General features: G+C 69.3%; 14 protein-coding genes, 1 tRNA gene and 1 pseudogene. 6 read left to right on the top strand and 10 right to left on the bottom strand.

Annotation, left to right across the window (positions count from 1 at the left end):
* Positions 1-29: 29 nt before the first annotated feature.
* The 3 genes from OG520_RS20005 to OG520_RS19995 are packed head-to-tail and all read right to left on the bottom strand — an operon-like array spanning position 30 to position 3,636.
* A complete protein-coding gene (locus tag OG520_RS20005; RefSeq protein ID WP_406014063.1) occupies positions 30-1,010 on the bottom strand; it encodes a MerR family transcriptional regulator in 981 nt (326 codons plus the stop codon).
* Entirely contained in the window at positions 1,007-2,788 is a 1,782-nt protein-coding gene (locus tag OG520_RS20000) for an SDR family oxidoreductase (protein ID WP_406014062.1), read from the bottom strand. Before OG520_RS20000 ends, OG520_RS20005 begins: the two co-directional genes overlap by 4 nt.
* Positions 2,785-3,636 (bottom strand): M24 family metallopeptidase, encoded by an 852-nt coding sequence (locus tag OG520_RS19995; protein WP_406014061.1) that lies wholly within the window; start codon positions 3,634-3,636, stop codon positions 2,785-2,787. The genes OG520_RS20000 and OG520_RS19995 overlap by 4 nt, the downstream gene beginning before the upstream one ends.
* 244 nt (positions 3,637-3,880) lie before the next feature.
* Here OG520_RS19995 and OG520_RS19990 point away from each other — a divergent pair.
* From OG520_RS19990 to OG520_RS19965, 6 genes and pseudogenes are all read left to right on the top strand, one after another.
* Positions 3,881-4,928, top strand: a pseudogene (locus OG520_RS19990) (ABC transporter ATP-binding protein); the annotation flags it as partial.
* A complete protein-coding gene (locus OG520_RS19985; RefSeq protein WP_406014060.1) occupies positions 4,921-5,829 on the top strand; it encodes an ABC transporter permease in 909 nt (302 codons plus the stop codon). The pseudogene OG520_RS19990 and the gene OG520_RS19985, both read left to right, overlap by 8 nt.
* Positions 5,826-6,737: an ABC transporter ATP-binding protein gene (locus tag OG520_RS19980; protein ID WP_385336069.1), complete on the top strand. Its 912-nt coding sequence runs from the start codon at positions 5,826-5,828 to the stop codon at positions 6,735-6,737. The genes OG520_RS19985 and OG520_RS19980 overlap by 4 nt, the downstream gene beginning before the upstream one ends.
* Before the next feature lie 30 nt (positions 6,738-6,767).
* On the top strand, positions 6,768-7,487 hold the full coding sequence (locus OG520_RS19975) for an ABC transporter permease (protein ID WP_399328729.1): 720 nt from the start codon (positions 6,768-6,770) through the stop codon (positions 7,485-7,487).
* 340 nt (positions 7,488-7,827) lie between these two features.
* Positions 7,828-8,526: a hypothetical protein gene (locus OG520_RS19970; RefSeq protein WP_406016526.1), complete on the top strand. Its 699-nt coding sequence runs from the start codon at positions 7,828-7,830 to the stop codon at positions 8,524-8,526.
* A gap of 287 nt (positions 8,527-8,813) precedes the next feature.
* Positions 8,814-8,901, top strand: a tRNA-Ser gene (locus OG520_RS19965).
* Between the two features lie 44 nt (positions 8,902-8,945).
* Here the strand turns inward: OG520_RS19965 and OG520_RS19960 are convergent.
* From OG520_RS19960 to OG520_RS19930, 7 genes are all read right to left on the bottom strand, one after another.
* Positions 8,946-9,749 (bottom strand): HAD family hydrolase, encoded by an 804-nt coding sequence (locus tag OG520_RS19960; protein ID WP_399328730.1) that lies wholly within the window; start codon positions 9,747-9,749, stop codon positions 8,946-8,948.
* Positions 9,746-11,035, bottom strand: a complete 1,290-nt coding sequence (gene serS, locus OG520_RS19955) for a serine--tRNA ligase (protein ID WP_406014059.1) — start codon at positions 11,033-11,035, stop codon at positions 9,746-9,748. The genes OG520_RS19960 and serS overlap by 4 nt, the downstream gene beginning before the upstream one ends.
* Before the next feature lie 700 nt (positions 11,036-11,735).
* Positions 11,736-12,671, bottom strand: coding sequence for a prephenate dehydratase (gene pheA, locus OG520_RS19950; protein ID WP_399328731.1), 936 nt, complete (start codon positions 12,669-12,671; stop codon positions 11,736-11,738).
* 27 nt (positions 12,672-12,698) lie between these two features.
* Complete coding sequence (gene efeB / locus OG520_RS19945; RefSeq protein ID WP_406016525.1) at positions 12,699-13,943, bottom strand: iron uptake transporter deferrochelatase/peroxidase subunit; 1,245 nt, start codon at positions 13,941-13,943, stop codon at positions 12,699-12,701.
* Between the two features lie 98 nt (positions 13,944-14,041).
* Positions 14,042-16,006 carry a copper resistance CopC/CopD family protein gene (locus OG520_RS19940; RefSeq protein WP_399328733.1) on the bottom strand — a complete coding sequence of 655 codons (1,965 nt, stop codon included), beginning with the start codon at positions 16,004-16,006 and terminating at the stop codon, positions 14,042-14,044.
* A gap of 14 nt (positions 16,007-16,020) precedes the next feature.
* Positions 16,021-16,470: a copper chaperone PCu(A)C gene (locus OG520_RS19935; RefSeq protein ID WP_406014058.1), complete on the bottom strand. Its 450-nt coding sequence runs from the start codon at positions 16,468-16,470 to the stop codon at positions 16,021-16,023.
* Positions 16,467-17,120 (bottom strand): SCO family protein, encoded by a 654-nt coding sequence (locus tag OG520_RS19930; RefSeq protein WP_406014057.1) that lies wholly within the window; start codon positions 17,118-17,120, stop codon positions 16,467-16,469. Before OG520_RS19930 ends, OG520_RS19935 begins: the two co-directional genes overlap by 4 nt.
* Positions 17,121-17,154: the final 34 nt, after the last annotated feature.

Here is a 17,154-nt window from a genome sequence, read left to right as displayed (position 1 = left end):
GGTGATTCTGTGGACAAGCTAGAGTAAAATCAATCGCTTTGGGTAACTTGCTCCACTTTGAGGTTAGGTGAAACAAGTGTGTCCAATGTCCGTGATTGCACCTCGCGTTCGGCGGCTGCCGCGACGAAGGCGGAGACGTTCTCCGTGCCAACCAGCTGTCGGACAGCCCGGATCGTGCTCGGCGGCAGATCCACTCCGCGTGCCGTGCGTGACGGGGAATCCACGCCGATGGGCGTGTCCGCGCCGAGGTGATGATGCAGATGACGGGTGGCGAACGTCCTCATCGCACGGGCCAGTTCGGCGTCCACCGTCTGCTGGGCGAGCGGACGCAGTCTGCGCACCATGGCGGCAGCCTCGGCCGCGTCCGAGTCGGTCGGCGGTCGATGGCCGAGATAGCGGGCGAAGACATGCTCGGTGGTGAACTCAAGGAAACGCGAGGCGATCTGCTCGACCTGACCGCGAAGTTCCCTCAGATGCCCGGAGATTGCGCTGAGCGGCACGCCCGCCGCGTGCAACTCGACCGCCACGGCCAGCTCCTGGGGGCTCGGCACCAGGAATTCGTCGTCCCTGCCCGGAATGCGTTCGAGTACGCCGAGGTCCACCGCCTCGGCGACCGCCTCGTCGTCCGAGGTCCCGCCGAACTTGAGGTTCAGCTCGTCCCGGGTGATCCGGTCGGCCTGTTCGTCCGTCCAGGGGCCGTGCACCTCGGCGACGAGCCCGAGCACCCCGCCCAGCCCGCGGCCGGTGTCCCAGGCGTCCAGGAGCTCCTTGATGCTGGCCAGGGTGTAACCGCGATCCAGCAGATCGGCGATCTGCCGGAGCCGGGCGAGATGGGTGTCCCGGTACACATTGGCCCGGCCGCGCCGCTCCGGTGTCGGCAGCAGGCCGCGGTCCTGGTAGGCGCGGATCGTGCGGACGGTGGCCCCGCTCGCGTGCGCCAGGTCCTCGATCCGGTACTCGGCGGCGGCCTGCCGGTCCGTCGCCGCCGACGACCGCCCGGGGCCGCTCACAGCGGCGGCTTCAGCCGGGCGATCCCGCGCAGCGCGCCGGGGCTGAACCGGGACAGGAGGCGGGCCCCGCGGGCCTCCGGTGTCACCGGCACGACGGCCTGGTTGCGCACCACCGCCTTGAGGATCGCGTCGGCGACCCGCTCCGGCGGGTAGTTGCGGAGCCCGTACAGCCGGCTGGTCCGCTTGCGCAGACGCTTCTCCTCCGCGGCGTCGGCACCGGCGAAGTGCGTCGTCGCGGTGATGTTCGTGTTGACGATGCCGGGACAGATGGCGCTGACCCCGATCGACCGCTCGGCGAACTCGGCCCGCAGGCATTCGCTGAGCATCAGCACCGCCGCCTTGGAGGTGCTGTACGCGGGCAGCGCCCGGGACGGCTGATAGGCGGCGGCGGAAGCCGTGTTGACGATGTGGCCGCCCTGGCCGCGCTCGGCCATCTGCCTGCCGAAGATCCGGCAGCCGTGGATGACCCCCCACAGATTGACGTCGAGGACGTTCTTCCAGTCCTCGCTCGTGGTGTCCAGGAAGGAGCCGGACAGGCCGATCCCGGCGTTGTTGACCAGGACGTCGACGATTCCGTACTCGGCGGCGACCTTCTCGGCGAGCTTCTCCATCGCCTGCTCGTCGCTGACGTCGACCGCCTCGCCCCAGGCGGCCGGGGCACCGATCAGCCGGGCCATCTCGGCCGTCCTGGCGGCTCCCTCCGCGTCCCGGTCCACGGCCACCACCCGGGCACCCGCCTCGGCGAACGCGAAAGCGGTGGCCCGGCCGATGCCGCCGGCCGCGCCCGTCACGAGGACCAGCCGGCCGCCGAACCTGTCCGCGTACGCCCCGGTCGGCGCGGTGTCCTGCACCGGGCCGCCGTTCTCCTTGGCCGCCTCGTTCGCGGCGACGAACTCGCTTATCCAGGCGGCGAGCTGGTCCGGCCTGGTGCGCGGCACCCAGTGCTTGCCGTCCAGTGACCTGCGTACCAACTGGGGTGCCCACAGCTCCAGTTGGTCGTACAGCTTCTCCGAGAGGAAGATGTCGCCGGTCGGCGTGATCAGCTGGACCGGCACATGCGCGTAGGCGTCGGTGCGTGGTCGGCTCAGCCGGGTGCGGACGTTGTCGCGGTAGAGCCAGGCGCCGTGCGCCGCGTCGCCGGGCAGTGAGGCTGTCGGGTAGTCGCCCGTCGGTACCTTCTCCAGCCGCTGGAGTATCCGCGGCCACTGCCTGCCGAGCGGGCCGCGCCAGGCGAGCTCGGGCAGGACCGGCGTATGCAGCATGTAGACGTACCAGGACTTGGCGCCCTGGCCGAGCAGCTGGCCGACCCGGCGCGGGGTGGGCCGGGTCATCCGCTGTTTGATCCAGTGCCCGAAGTGGTCCAGGGAAGGGCCGGACATCGAGGTGAACGAGGCGATCCGGCCCTCGGTCCGCTTGACCGTGACGAACTCCCAGGCCTGGACCGACCCCCAGTCGTGCCCGACGAGATGCACCGGCCGGTCCGGACTCACCGCATCGGCGACGGCCAGGAAGTCGTCGGTGAGCTTCTCCAGGGTGAAGCCGCCGCGCAGTGGCTTCGGGGCCGTGGACCGGCCGTGCCCGCGCACGTCGTACAGCACGACGTGCCACTGGTCGGCCAGCTGCCGCGCCACGTCCGTCCAGACTTCCTTGCTGTCCGGGTAGCCGTGCACCAGGACGACCGTCGGCCGCCCCTCCTCGCCCAACTCGGCGACACACAGCTCGATTCCGCCCGTGCGCACCCGGCGTTCGCGCGCCCCCGGCAGGCTCCGCAGATTCATGCCGCCACCCTTTCCTCGGCCCAGCGCCGCACATGCGGCAGATCGTCGTCCAGCCAGAAGGCGCTCTGCTCGGGGTTCTTGGAGTCGGTGACCACCAGGATCTCCTCGAACTTGGCACCCGTGCCGCGGAATCCGAGATGGGGCTCGACCGCCCACAGACCGGGCTGCGGCGGATGGTCGGAGAAGCGGTACGGACTCCACAGCGGCGACCAGCCGTCCCGGTGTCCGTGCAGCGCGTCGCTCATCAGCCCCTTGAGGGACTGGGTGCCGAAGCCGAAGACATGTGGGGACCAGCGGCGTTCGGCGACGCGGTCGACCTTGTGGGCGATGACACCGAAGGGGTAGGCGCGGTGCCTGTTGGCGTACCCCTGCCTGATCATCAGGCGTTCGACGTCCTCGTATATCTCGCGCAGCGAACGCCGCTCGCGCACCTCGCGCAGTATCAGCTCGCGGTGGGCTTCCAGGTCGGCCAGCAGCTTGTCGTGCAAGGGGTTGAGCCCGAGACAGCCGGAGTAGCCGATGTCGGCCGTGAAGCCCTTGTACACCGGAGCCATGTCGAGGATGAAGGGCATCCCCGGCTCCAGCTTCCGGTTGGTCGGGAAGAACTGCAGGGGAACCTTGAAGCCGGCGAAGGCCGTGCGGTCCCCGAACCAGGCGAAGGGGAGGTGGAACCAGTCCCGCACCCCGCGCTCGCGCAGCCAGTCGCGCTGCATACGGGCCGCCTCGCGCTCGGTCACCCCGGGCCGGAGCCGACCCGCGACCGCCTCCGCGCAGGCGTACGCGAGGCTTTGAACCTCTCTGAATCCCCGCAGCTCCGGGGCCTTTTCGTCCTTCACTGCCGAGGCCATGCCACCGTCCGTTCCCTGCCGTGTGCGGTACGTGCCCGTAACGTGACACTGATGAATGTGACAATGTCCGGCGACTACGTCAAGAGGTGGGTGGAGACCTGTGGACAACTCGGTCGGGCCCTCCCCTCCCCGGCCGCGGGACCCATCCCTCGTGGTGGCCCCCTACGGGTCCGTACATCTGGAGTCGGAGGCCGATCCAGCCGCCAGGGCTGACGACTGATGTGGCGCGCGCCACTACCTTCGGATTGTGACTGTGATCGCGACCGAAAGCCTGAGCAAGCGGTTCCCCCGGGTGACCGCGCTTGACCGGCTCTCCTTGGACATCGGCCCCGGTGTGACCGGCCTGGTGGGTTCCAACGGAGCCGGCAAGTCCACATTGATCAAGATCCTGCTGGGTCTGTCCCCCGCCACCGAAGGCCGGGCCGCCGTGCTCGGGCTCGACGTCGCCACCAGTGGTGCCGCCATCCGGGAACGGGTCGGCTACATGCCCGAGCACGACTGCCTGCCACCGGACGTCTCGGCCACCGAGTTCGTCGTCCACATGGCGCGGATGTCCGGACTGCCGCCGACGGCAGCGCGCGAGCGCACCGCCGACACGCTCCGGCACGTGGGTCTCTACGAGGAGCGCTACCGCCCCATCGGCGGCTACTCGACCGGCATGAAGCAGCGCGTGAAGCTGGCGCAGGCGCTGGTCCACGACCCGCAGCTGGTCCTGCTCGACGAGCCGACCAACGGCCTCGACCCGGTCGGCCGTGACGAGATGCTCGGGCTGATCCGCCGCGTCCACACCGACTTCGGCATCTCGGTCCTGGTCACCTCGCACCTCCTGGGCGAGCTGGAACGCACCTGCGACCATGTCGTCGTCATCGACGGCGGCACGCTCCTGCGCTCCAGCTCCACCAGCGACTTCACCCAGACCACCACGACCCTCGCGGTCGAGGTCACCGACAGCGACACCCACCCGGACGGCACCGACGCACTGCGCCAGGTCCTCACCCGGGCCGGCGTGAAGTTCATCGGCCATGACGGTCTCGATGGGCAGGGGCTGCCCGGCGCGGGCCACATCCTGCTGGTCGAGGCGACCGGCGACGAGACGTACGACATCGTGCGCGACGGCGTCGCCGGGCTCGGACTCGGCCTCGTACGGATGGAGCAGCGGCGCCATCACATCGCCGAGGTCTTCCGTACCGAAGAGGCAGCCGCGTCCGCAGCCGCGTCCGCACCCGCGGCGCAGAGCGTGCCCGCGACCGCGGCACTCCGTACAGCAGAAGGGGAGCGGTCGTGATGAGTACCGAGACCGGGACCGTGACCGGGAGCGAGACCTCCCGCATCCACAACATCGGGTACCGCTCCTACGACGGCCTGCGGCTGGGCCGTGGCTATGCGCGGCGCTCGCTCTACTCGCAGTCCCTGCGCGGTGCGTTCGGACTCGGCCGTTCCGCCAAGTCCAAGGTGCTGCCGATGCTGCTCTTCGGCGTGATGTGCATGATCGCGGCGATCATCGTCGCCGTCGCCATCGCCACCCCCGGATCGACGGCCCTGCCGATCAAGTACACCGCCTTCGCGATCTATCTCCAGGCCGTGATCGGCCTCTTCCTCGCCGCGCAGGCACCGCAGTCGGTCTCCCGGGACCTGCGTTTCAAGAGCGTGCCGCTGTACTTCTCGCGGCCGATCGAACGGGTCGACTACGTCGTGGCCAAGCTGGCGGCCATGGCGACCGCGCTCTTCATTCTCACCGGGGCGCCGCTCGTCATCCTCTATGCGGGCGCGCTGCTCGGGAAGTTCGACTTCGCCGACCAGACCAAGGGATTCGGACAGGGACTGGTCTCGGTGGCGCTGCTCTCCGTGCTCTTCGCCGCGCTGGGCCTGGTGATGGCCGCGCTGACACCGCGCCGCGGCTTCGGTGTCGCCGCGGTGATCGCCGTGCTGACCATCACCTACGGCGCGGTCTCCACCGTCCAGGCCATCGCCTGGCAGACGGGCTCCGCCGGGGCGATCGAGTGGCTGGGGCTCTTCTCCCCCATCACGCTGATCGGCGGCCTGCAGACCGCGTTCCTCGGGGCCAACTCGGCCTTCCCCGGAGGTGCGGCCCCCGATGCCGGGGTCGGCGTGGTCTATCTGATCGTTGTTCTCGCGCTCGTCGCCGGCTCGTACGCCGTACTGATGCGCCGCTACCGGAGGGTCGGGCTGTGACCACCATCGAGATCGACCACACCTCGCGCTGGTTCGGCAATGTGGTCGCCGTCAACGACGTGAGCATGACGGTGGGGCCGGGCGTCACCGGTCTGCTCGGGCCGAACGGTGCCGGAAAGTCCACGCTGATCAACATGATGGCCGGCTTCCTCGCCCCGTCGACGGGTGCGGTCACGCTGGACGGCAGGGCGATCTGGCGCAACGAAGCCGTGTACAAGGAGATCGGGATCGTGCCGGAGCGGGAGGGCATGTACGACTTCCTGACCGGCCGCGAGTTCGTCGTCGCCAACGCGGAGCTCCAGGGACTCGGCGACGCGGAGGCGCGGAAGGCGCTGGCCACGGTCGAGATGGAGTACGCGCAGGACCGCAAGATCTCGACGTACAGCAAGGGCATGCGCCAGCGCGTGAAGATGGCGTCAGCCCTGGTCCATGAACCGTCCGTGCTGCTGCTCGACGAGCCGTTCAACGGCATGGACCCGCGCCAGCGGATGCAGCTGATGGAACTGCTGCGTCGGATGGGTGCAGAGGGCCGTACGGTGCTCTTCTCCTCCCACATCCTCGAAGAGGTGGAGCAACTCGCCTCCCACATCGAGGTGATCGTGGCAGGACGGCACGCGGCGTCCGGCGACTTCCGCAGGATCCGCCGTCTGATGACGGACCGCCCGCACCGCTACCTCGTACGGTCCAGCGATGACCGCGCCCTCGCCGCCGCGCTGATCGCCGACCCGTCGACGGCCGGTATCGAGGTGGACCTGGGCGAACGGGCCCTGCGTATCCAGGCGGTCGACTTCGGACGCTTCACCGAACTGCTGCCGAAGGTCGCACGTGAGCACGGAATTCGTCTTCTGACCGTTTCGCCGTCCGACGAGTCCCTCGAATCGGTCTTTTCCTATCTCGTAGCGGCCTGAGTAGTGGCCTGAAAGGAGCTGTGAAGCGTCATGTACGACCCCACAGTCGCCCGGCTCACCTACCGGGCCCTGCTCGGCCGGCGCCGGGCCGCCATCCTGTTCGTCCTGCCGGCGCTGCTGGTGGTCATCGCCGTCGCGGTGCGGGCGTTCGCCGGGTCCGACGACCAGGTGGCCTCGGACGTGCTGGGCGGCTTCGCCATCGCCACGATGGTGCCGCTGATCGGTGTGATCGCCGGAACCGGGGCCATCGGCCCTGAGATCGACGACGGATCGATCGTCTACCTGCTGGCCAAGCCGGTGAAGCGGCCGACGATCATCTTCACCAAGCTGATCGTGGCCATCGCCGTGACGATGGTCTTCTCCGCGCTGCCCACGCTGATCGCGGGCCTGATCCTCAACGGCAACGGCCAGCAGATCGCGGTGGCCTACACCATCGCGGCACTGGTCGCCTCGATCGCGTACAGCGCGCTGTTCCTGCTGCTGGGCACCGTCAGCCGGCACGCGGTCGTCTTCGGCCTCGTCTACGCGCTGGTGTGGGAGGCCCTGTTCGGCACCCTGGTGCCCGGGGCGCGCACGCTCAGCGTCCAGCAGTGGTCCCTCGCGGTCGCCGAGAAGGTCGGCGGGGCGGGCGCGATCACCTCCGACGTCGGACTGCCGGCCGCGACGGTCCTGCTGGCCGCGGTCACGGTGGTCGCGACTTGGTACGCGGGCCAGAAGCTGCGCACGCTGAAGCTGGCCGGGGAGGAGTGACCGGGGAGGAATGACCGGGAGTCTGCCTCCCGGCGCATCCACCCGAGTGCTCCGTCCCCGATCTCTCCGGGACTCGTCAACCCTCGCCTCCTGGGCGGGGGTTGACGCATTTCGGACAGTCGTACGCGTAACTGTACGGTTATCGGTTCGTTGGGCAGGGTGCGTGGAGGCAACTGGGATCTGTGGCGTCGTAGCTTTCGTGAAACAGGGATTGCCGATGCCGGCGAGGGAGTACCCGCCGGGTCGGTCATTGAGTGAGTGGCAACCGTGAGCGTCCTCCGCCCCTCGAAGCTCGGGACAGGGCTGCCCGTCGTCGGTTTCACGATCGGAAGGCATGTCCATACCCACAGAAGTCGCCCTGCTCGAATCGCGTGCGCTGCGCGTGGAGCAGATAGAGCGCGTCGATGCCCTCGACAAGGTCAAGAGCCTTGTCATGCTCCCGGACGGAATTCACCTTCGCACAGAGGATGTGGCTCGGTACTTCGAAGTATCCACAACCGCCGTCAGAAGGCTCACCGACCGCCATCAGAACGAGTTGATGGAGAACGGGATGCAGGTGCTGCGCGGCGCTGACCTGCGCTCCTTCCATAGCGACATGATGTCGCTATGGGCGGGGGAGGTGCCGGAAAGTTATCCACAGGCAGCGACCCAGCTCCGGGTCCACACCCGCAGGACCGTCCTCAACGTCGCGATGCTTCTTCGCGACAGCGACATCGCCCGATGCGTCCGTACGTATCTGCTCGACGCCGAGCAGGACCTGCGCGCGGGGTACGCCTCCCTCGAACACCGCGTCACCCGGGTGGAGAGCTGCCTCGCCGGAGTCGGCACCGCGCTCCAGGAGCTCGGGCCCGTCCTCAACCGGATGTCGCACCGGCTCGACAGCCTCGACCGGAGGCTGGACGTCACGCATCAGGTCGTCGGCGCCATGAGCGTGCGACTGGGCCATATGTCCGAGGACATCGTCCGTATCGACGGCAGGATGGATGAACTCGCCCGCAACCTGAAGGATCTGAGCCGCCGCAACAGCAAGCAGCGCTGATCCGGCAGGAGTTCGCGGCCTTTCGGCGCCGCCCGGAGAAGAGCACCGCCCCGAAAACGGGTGGCGTCGAAAGGCCGTCCCCGGCACAGTGATGGGGACGGCACCCGCCGACACGCACACCACAGAACCGGGAGAGGAGCGCGACGATGACCGAGAGTCCGAGTCCGTCGAGTTCCCCGCAGGGCGGACCCGAGCCGGCGCCGGAGTAGTCACCGACGACTCCGCCGTGCCGCTCGGAGCGGAACGCCCGGGGCGGCCTTGTCTGCGCATCGCGCGGCCGCCCACCCGGAGGATTGGCCGAGTGGTAAGGCAGCGGCTTGCTAAGCCGTCGTCGGGGCCGTGAACCCCGCGCGCGTTCGATCCGCGCATCCTCCGCCGCAGCAGGGCCGCGTACCGGTACGCGGCCCTGATCCACGCACCTACGGCTGGAGCAGCTGTTCCAGCACCACAGCGATGCCGTCGTCCTCGTTGGACGCGGTGATCTCCTGCGCCACGGCCTTCAGGTCCTCGTGCGCGTTGGCCATCGCCACGCCCCGACGGGCCCAGGCGAACATCGGGATGTCGTTCGGCATGTCGCCGAAGGCCAGGGTGTCCGCGGCCTTCATGCCCAGCCGACGCGCGGCCAGCGAGAGCCCGGTCGCCTTGCTCAGCCCCAGCGGCAGGATCTCCACCACTCCCGGACCGGCCATGACCACGTCCACGAGGTTGCCGACGGCCGCGCGCGCGGCCTTCGCCAGAGCGTCGTCGTCCAGATCGGGATGCTGGATGTAGACCTTGTTCAGGGGCGCGGACCACAGCTCGGCCGGGTCCTCCACGAAGACGGCCGGAAGCGGACCCTCCTGTACCCGGTAGCCGGGGCCGACCATCACTTCGCCGTCGAGCCCGTCGCGGCTCGCCGCCAGGGCCAGCGGACCGACCTCGGCCTCGACCTTGGACAGCGCGAGACCGGCGAGCTGCCGGTCCAGCGTCAGCGAGGTCAGCAGCTTGCGCTCGCCCGCGTGATAGACCTGCGCGCCCTGGCCGCAGACGGCGAGCCCTTCGTAGCCCAGGTCGTCCAGGATGTGGCGGGTCCAGGGGACCGCGCGCCCGGTGACGATGATGTGCGCGGCACCGGCCGCGGTGACCGCGGCCAGTGCCTCACGGGTGCGCTCGGAGACCGTGTCGTCGTTACGCAGCAGCGTGCCGTCGAGATCGGTCGCGACGAGCTTGTACGGAAAGGTCACTTGGCGACCGGCTCCAGAACCTCGCGCCCGCCCAGATACGGCCGGAGCACCTCGGGCACCCGTACCGAACCGTCGGCCAGCTGGTGGTTCTCCAGAATCGCCACGATCGTGCGCGGTACGGCGCAGAGCGTGCCGTTCAGTGTGGACAGCGGCTGGAGCACCTTCTTGCCGTCGCGGGTGTCGCGCATCCGGACGGACAGGCGGCGGGCCTGGAATCCGTTGCAGTTCGACGCGGACGTCAGCTCGCGGTACTTGCCCTGCGTCGGGATCCACGCCTCGCAGTCGAACTTCCGGGAGGCCGAGGCGCCCAGGTCGCCGGTGGCGACATCGATCACCTGGAAGGGCAGCTCAAGAGCGGTGAGCCACTGCTTCTCCCAGTCGAGGAGCCTGCGGTGCTCCGCCTCGGCGTCCGCCGGGTCGACGTACGAGAACATCTCGACCTTGTCGAACTGGTGCACCCGGAAGATGCCCCGGGTGTCCTTGCCGTACGTACCGGCCTCACGGCGGTAGCAGGGCGAGAAGCCCGCGTAGCGCAGCGGCAGCTTCTCGGCGTCGATGATCTCGTCCATGTGGTACGCGGCGAGCGGGACCTCGGAGGTGCCGACCAGGTAGTAGTCGTCCTTCTCCAGGTGGTACACGTTCTCCGCGGCCTGGCCGAGGAAGCCGGTGCCTTCCATGGCGCGCGGGCGGACCAGCGCCGGTGTCAGCATCGGGATGAAGCCGGCCTCGCCGGCCTGCGCGATCGCGGCGTTGACGAGGGCCAGCTCCAGCAGCGCGCCGACACCCGTCAGGTAGTAGAAGCGCGAGCCGGAGACCTTGGCGCCACGCTCCATGTCGATGGCGCCGAGCTTCTCGCCGAGCTCCAGGTGGTCCTTGGGCTCGAAGCCCTCGGCCCCGAAGTCACGGATCGTTCCGTGCGTCTCCAGGACGACGAAGTCCTCCTCGCCGCCGACCGGCACGTCCGCGTGGACGATGTTGCCGATCTGGAGCATCAGGCGCTTGGCCTCGGCGTCGGCCTCGTCCTGTGCGGCGTCGGCGGCCTTGACGTCGGCCTTCAGCTGCTCGGCCTTCTTGAGCAGTTCGGCGCGCTCGTCGGGCGAGGCCTTGGGGATGAGTTTGCCGAGCGCTTTCTGCTCGGAGCGGAGTTCGTCGAAGCGGACACCGGACGACCTGCGCCGCTCGTCGGCGGAGAGAAGGGCGTCGACGAGTTCGACGTCCTCTCCACGGGCGCGCTGGGAGGCGCGAACACGGTCGGGGTCCTCACGGAGCAGGCGAAGGTCAATCACCCCTCCAGGCTACCGGTGTGCACTTCCCCCGCTCGAACCGATATTGCCGAGCGTGTCACTTTGCCCTAATTGCCCGAATTGGCAATGCTGGGGGAGATTGTGCGGCCGGGGTGGATCCCGATCGTCAATAAAAAGAGCCTACTCGCCTAAATGGGGCAGAAGGCTTCACTCGTCTTGACGTATCCCCCTTGCCTGTAAGGGCAGTTGATCGTTGCTTGTCCACAGGCTCCCGGGCTTCCGAAAGTTATCCACAGGGTGTGAAGAAGATCTGTGGATGCCGGAGGATGTCATTCCGAAAGTTGCGTGACGGCTCGCGGATTTCCCGTTCAAACCCACTTCAGACGCTCGTTCGGGTGGGAATTTCCCGTCCTAAAGAGTTGATCAATGGAATTGGGGCGACACGAGGCGCCTCGGGTGACCTGCCGGCCTGTGGACGCATCTGGACCGACTGGAGCAATTTGTCGACCATGTCGCTTGGGGGTGTCGACTTGTCCCCAGGTCGAGAATCGTCCCTGTGGATAACTTTGTGGATGCCGAAAATCGGCAGATAGCACCGGCGGCGACGCGTTGGGCATCGACGGCGTGGGCGGCGAAGGCGTTGGGCATCGACGGCGTGCTGAGACCCGGGAGGAGGCCGACTCGCTCCCGTCCCGCAGGCCGAAGTCCTGTCAGCCCCTCGCGTCCCCGGTTCCCGACTCCGTCAGCCTCGGCCGTCCAGGTTCCTGGCCAGCCAGTCGGAGGCGTCCGTGAACGCGGTGTCCGACGTTCCCGCGCGCAGCGGCCGCACGTCCTGCAGCGCCACGCCTGCCCGCGGGTACGAACCCAGGAAGCGCACCTTCGGGCAGATCCGCTTCAGCCCCATCAGCGCCTCGCCGACCCGGCGGTCCGCGATGTGTCCCTCGGCGTCCACCGCGAAGCAGTAGTTGCCGATGCCGGCCCCCGTCGGCCGCGACTGGATCAGCATCAGGTTCACCCCGCGCACCGCGAACTCCTGGAGCAGTTCGAGCAGGGCACCGGGGTGGTCCTCGCCCAGCCAGATGACCACCGACGTCTTGTCCGCGCCCGTCGGCGCCGCCGGCCGGGCGGGGCGGCCCACCAGGACGAAGCGGGTCTGCGCGTTCACCGCGTCATGGATCTCGGTCACCAGCGGTTCGAGGCCGTACGTGGCCGCCGCGAACTCACCGGCGAAGGCGGCGTCGTACCGGCCCTCCTGCACCAGCCGGGCGCCGTCCGCGTTGGAGGCCGCCGACTCCCACACGGCGTCCGGGAGGTGGGCGGCCATCCAGTTGCGCACCTGCGGCTGTGCGGCCGGGTGCGCGGTGACCGACTTGATGTCGGACAGCTTGGTACCGGGCCGCACCAGCAGCGCGAAGGTGATGGAGAGCAGCACCTCGCGGTAGATCATCAGCGGCTCGCCGGTGGTCAGCTCGTCGAGCGTCGCGGTGATGCCGCCCTCGACGGAGTTCTCGATCGGCACGAGCGCCGCCGCGGCGGCCCCGCTGCGTACCGCGTCCAGAGCGGCCGGTACGGAGACCATCGGGACGAGTTCGCGGGTGGCGGCTTCCGGGAGCGTACGGAGGGCGACCTCGGTGAAGGTGCCTTCGGGGCCGAGATAGGCGTAGCGCGTGGCGGACATACCGTCACCCTAATGCGCCCCGGTGGCTCAGGACTCCAGAAGTCGCTGCCCCACGTACTCGCCGTCCGCCGCACCGCCCGGCACCGCGAACAGGCCGCTCGCCTCGTGCCGGATGAACGGGGACAGGGCGTCACCCCGGTCCAGCTTGCGCTGCACCGGGACGAACCCGCGCAGCGGATCCGCCTGCCAGCAGATGAACAGCAGACCGGCGTCCGGAGTGCCGTCCGTCGAGATGCCGTCGTGGTACGAGAAGGGGCGCCGCAGCATGGCCGCGCCGCTGTTCTTCTCGGGGGAGGAGATCCGGGCATGGGCGTTGTCCGGGATCAGGAGCTTGCCGTCGGGGCCGGCCCTGTCGAGGTCCATCGCGGTGGTCTCGGCGCCGCCGCTCAGCGGAGCGCCGTCCTTCTTCCGGCGCCCTATGACCTGCTCCTGTCGTTGCACCGGGAGCTTCTCCCAGTCGTCGAGCAGCATCCTGATCCGGCGCACGACCGCGTACGAGCCGCCCGCGAGCCAGTCGTACTTCGCGTCGGTTCCACTCGGGACGAAGACGCGGCGCTCGAAGTCGCTCTCGGTCGGTTTCGGGTTGTTGGTGCCGTCGACCTGGCCCATCAGATTGCGGGCGGTCATCGGCTGGGCCGTGGCGCCGGGGGCGCGGTTGAAGCCGTTCATCTGCCAGCGGACCCTGGCGGCGGGGGCGGCCTCCTTCTGCACGGCACGCAGTGCGTGGAAGGCGACGAGCGCGTCGTCCGCGCCGATCTGGACCCAGAGGTCACCGTTGGAGCGCCCGGCGTCGATGCGGTCGGAGGAGAAGGGCGGCAGCGGGTCGAGCCCCGGTGGGCGGTTGCCGGTCAGGCCCGTGCGTTCGAAGAAGGTCCGGCCGAAGCCGAAGGTGACGGTCAGCGAGGACGGTCCGGCATCCAGCGCGATCCCGGTGTCATGGTCCGGACCGTCCGCCGCGCCGTCCCCGGCCGGATCGCCGGCCATCAGGCGCTCGGCCGCGGCCGACCACCGGCGCATCAGGGCAGCGGCTTCCTTGCGTCCGGCACCGGGCGCCAGGTCGAAGGCGACGAGATGGCCGCGCGCCTGAAGCGGAGTGGTGATCCCCGGTTGATGTTTCCCGTGAAACATCACCTGGGTGGAGCCGACCGTGGTCAGTGCGGCGGCTTCGTCGGGCCGGGTCGCGGCATAGCCGGTCGCACCGCCCGCCGCGCCCAGCACCAGCCCGGTCGCACCGGCCGCGCCCGCGCTGCCGATCAGCCGACGCCGGGAGATGCCTCCGCCGCCACGGGCACCGTCGTCCCCGCTGCCCGCGCCGTCCCGGGCTCCGCCGGCCCGGGTCTTCCTGCTGCTGTCTGTGCTCACGATCCTGCTCAACCGATCTTCACGTTCTTGTCGATGGTCGTCTGATCGATGTCCGAGGTACGGACAGTCACGGCGACCTTCCAGTTGCCCGGCATCGGGATCTGGACGCCGTCGGCGGTCCAGTGGCCCTCGGTCAGCCGGGCGGGGACGACGGGGAGCGGGCCGATGTCCTTGGACTCCAGCGTGAAGGCGACCTTCACCTCGGGGACGTCCATGGCCTTTCCGTCGGCGCCGTCGATCCAGATGTGGAGCTCATTGGCGCCGGTACCGGCGGGGGTGATCTCCATCCGCACCGTTCCCCTGCCGTTCGTGCCGCCCGTGTCGAAGGGCAGCTTCAAGCTGACCGGGCCTTCGGCCGCCGGGGCGGTCGCCGCCGTCGACGCGCGGGCCGCTTCTTCCTCGGTACGCGCCGGCTCGGTCGAGGTCAGTACGGTCGTCACCGCCAGCAGCGCGACGGCGACTCCCACTTCCGCCAGCACCGACCGGCGGAGCCCGGACCTTTCGGGGTCGGCGTCGCGGATCCGCTTCTTCTGGGCGGTGGCCACGGCGGCCTGCTGCCGGGCGAGTTGAGCCGCCCGCGCGGGGTCCTCGACCGTGGACGCCGATGTGCCCGGGGTCCCGGCCTCGTCGGACGCCGCTTCATGGGGCCTTTCTCCGTCCCCGGCCTTGGACCCCGTCTCCGTGCCGCCCCCGCCCGCGATCAGGCGCGCCGTCCAGCGCCGCGAGAACCAGGCGATCCCGACCAGGACAGCGACGAGCCCCACCTTCACGAGCAGCAGTTGCCCGTATCCGGTGCCGGTGAGCGCGGACCAGGTGCCGACCTGGCGCCAGGACTGATAGATCCCGGTCGCGGCGAGCACGATCACGCTGCCGAACGCGATGCCGGAGAAGCGCCGTACGGCCGTGGCGTCGATGTCGGGGGTCCGGTAGAGCGCGACCAGCAGGGCCGTGAGACCACCCAGCCAGGCGGCGACGGCCAGCAGATGGAGGACGTCGACCGGCATGGCGATGCCGGGCTGGATCCCGGTGGAGGCGTGCTCGGCGAGCGCCCACGTACCGGCGATCCCGGCAGCGATCACCGTGCCGCCGATGGCCAGCCCGAAGGTGAGGTCCTTCTTCTCGCGCTCGTCCTCGCGCTTGGCGTAGGCCCCGAAGAGCACGGCGATGAACAGCGCGGAAGCGCCGAGCAGCAGCAGCCGGGAGACGAGTGCGGCGCCGGGCTTGGTGTCGAGCACGGCCTGCAGTCCGTCGAGGTCGAAGGCGTCCGCGAGCTTCCCCGATCCGGTGTACGGGTTGCGCAGGAGCAGCATGGCCAGGGTGGCGACGGTGAGGGTCATCCAGCCGCGTACGACCAGGCGCTGGAGGGGGCGGGCACCCGCCCCGCGCTGCCAGCAGGCCAGTACGAAGGCGGAGCCGCCGGCCAGCAGGATGAAACCGGCGTACGCGGCGTAGCGCGCGATGCCGTAGAGGGTGCCGACGAGGCCGCCGCCGGCCTCGTCCGTCGGGAGCGCCACCGCGGTCTTCGAGGGTGCTCCGACGGAGAAGGTGAAGGCGCCGGACACGGGGTGGCTGTCCGCGGACACCGCCTGCCAGGCGACGGTGTACGTCCCGTCGGGCAGTCCGGCGTGCAGCGAGACGCCGTACTTCACGGTGGATCCGCTCTGCAGATCACGGGGCGCGGCGCCGGTGTCGGCACGTTTGCCGGCGGGATCCAGGATCCGGATGGAGTCGTCGCCGAGGGCGACCTGCTCGGAGAAGGTGAGTGTGACCTCCTTGGGGGCGGTGGCGACCACCGCCCCGTCCTGCGGATCGCTCCCGGTCAGTGCGGCATGCGCGGACGCCGGGCCCGCGCCTCCCAGCAACAGGCCGAACACCATGCCGACGAGGGCGGCGAGGAGCGCGGCCGCGGCGAGTGGACGGCGTGTCGAGGGAGTGGACGGGGGCGGTCCGAAGTGCGGGGCGGTGGCTGTCATGACGAGTCAGTCCCTCACTGCTTCTTCGGGTTGTGGGTGGTCTCCTTCACGGGAAGGTCGACCTTTATCGGGTCGGCCTTCTCGAAGTGCAGCTCCACGGACACCTTCTCGCCCTGCTTGGGCCGCTGCTTGAGTTTCATGAACATGATGTGGTTCCCGCCGCGCTCCAGATCCAGCTCGCCGCCCGCGGGCACGTCGAAGGACGTCACCATGCGCATCGTCTGGTTCTTCGTCTCGTGGATCGTGACATCGTCGGAGAGCGGGCTGGTGACGGAGGTGAGCCGGTCGGACGCCCCGCCGCTGTTCTCTATGACGAGGAATCCGGCCGCCATGTCGCTGACGGGCTGCGGCATGAACGCGCCGGTCACCTTCAGCTCGGGCTTGTTGTCCGAGGACGAGCAGCCCGCCAGCGTCAGCCCCGTGGTGAGGGCGATGACGCCGACGAGGGCGGTGCGGCGGTTCACGGGGTCTCCCCCTTGACGATCTTGGGGAGGTCCTTGGCGTAGTCGTCGGGCGAGGTGTCCTCGCTGTAGACGAGGTAGCCCTTGTCGGTCTTCGGGGAGAACGCGATGACCTGGGACCCGTGCATCGAGACGACCGTGCCGTCCTTCTCCTTCTTCGGCGCGTCGATGCCGATGCCGATCTGGCGTGCGCCCGCCTGGATGGTCGGGAAGTCGCCGGTGAGGCCGATGAAGGAGGCGTCCTGGGACTTGAGCCAGCTGCCGAGCGAGGACGGGGTGTCCCGCTCGGGGTCGGTGGTCACGAAGACGACCTGGAGCTTCTCCTGGTCGGCCTTGGGCAGCGACTTCTTGGCGAAGGCGATGTTGCTCATGATGAGCGGGCAGACGTCGGGGCAGTTGGTGTAGCCGAAGTAGATCAGGGTCGGCTTGCCCTTGGTCTGCTCCCGGAGGTCGTACTTCTTGCCGTGGGTGTCGGTGAGGACGAGATCCGGCTTGGTGAACGGCTGGTCCAGGACGGTCGCGGCCTTGGTCTTCGCCTGGACCGACACGTCCGCGATGGGCTTCTTGGCGCTGTCGTCGCTGCTGCCGCAGGCGGACAGGGTGAGCGCGGCCGCGGCGACGAACGCCGCGGCCAGCACCGTTTTCTTAGGCATGGAGCACTGATTCCTGGTGGTCGGTGGGACGGGT

This window comes from Streptomyces sp. NBC_00984 (genome assembly GCF_045162475.1).
In the GTDB taxonomy this organism is placed as follows: Bacteria; Actinomycetota; Actinomycetes; order Streptomycetales; family Streptomycetaceae; genus Streptomyces.
This window is presented reverse-complemented; position numbering and strand designations above follow the sequence as displayed.

Excerpts from the sequence above, each read along its gene's own strand:
- OG520_RS19940 (WP_399328733.1), bottom strand. The coding sequence starts at position 16,006 with ATGACAGCCACCGCCCCGCACTTCGGACCGCCCCCGTCCACTCCCTCG.
- OG520_RS19985 (WP_406014060.1), top strand. The coding sequence starts at position 4,921 with ATGAGTACCGAGACCGGGACCGTGACCGGGAGCGAGACCTCCCGCATC.
- OG520_RS19930 (WP_406014057.1), bottom strand. The coding sequence starts at position 17,120 with ATGCCTAAGAAAACGGTGCTGGCCGCGGCGTTCGTCGCCGCGGCCGCG.
- pheA (WP_399328731.1), bottom strand. The coding sequence starts at position 12,671 with ATGTCCGCCACGCGCTACGCCTATCTCGGCCCCGAAGGCACCTTCACC.
- OG520_RS20000 (WP_406014062.1), bottom strand. The coding sequence starts at position 2,788 with ATGAATCTGCGGAGCCTGCCGGGGGCGCGCGAACGCCGGGTGCGCACG.
- OG520_RS19995 (WP_406014061.1), bottom strand. The coding sequence starts at position 3,636 with ATGGCCTCGGCAGTGAAGGACGAAAAGGCCCCGGAGCTGCGGGGATTC.
- OG520_RS19975 (WP_399328729.1), top strand. The coding sequence starts at position 6,768 with ATGTACGACCCCACAGTCGCCCGGCTCACCTACCGGGCCCTGCTCGGC.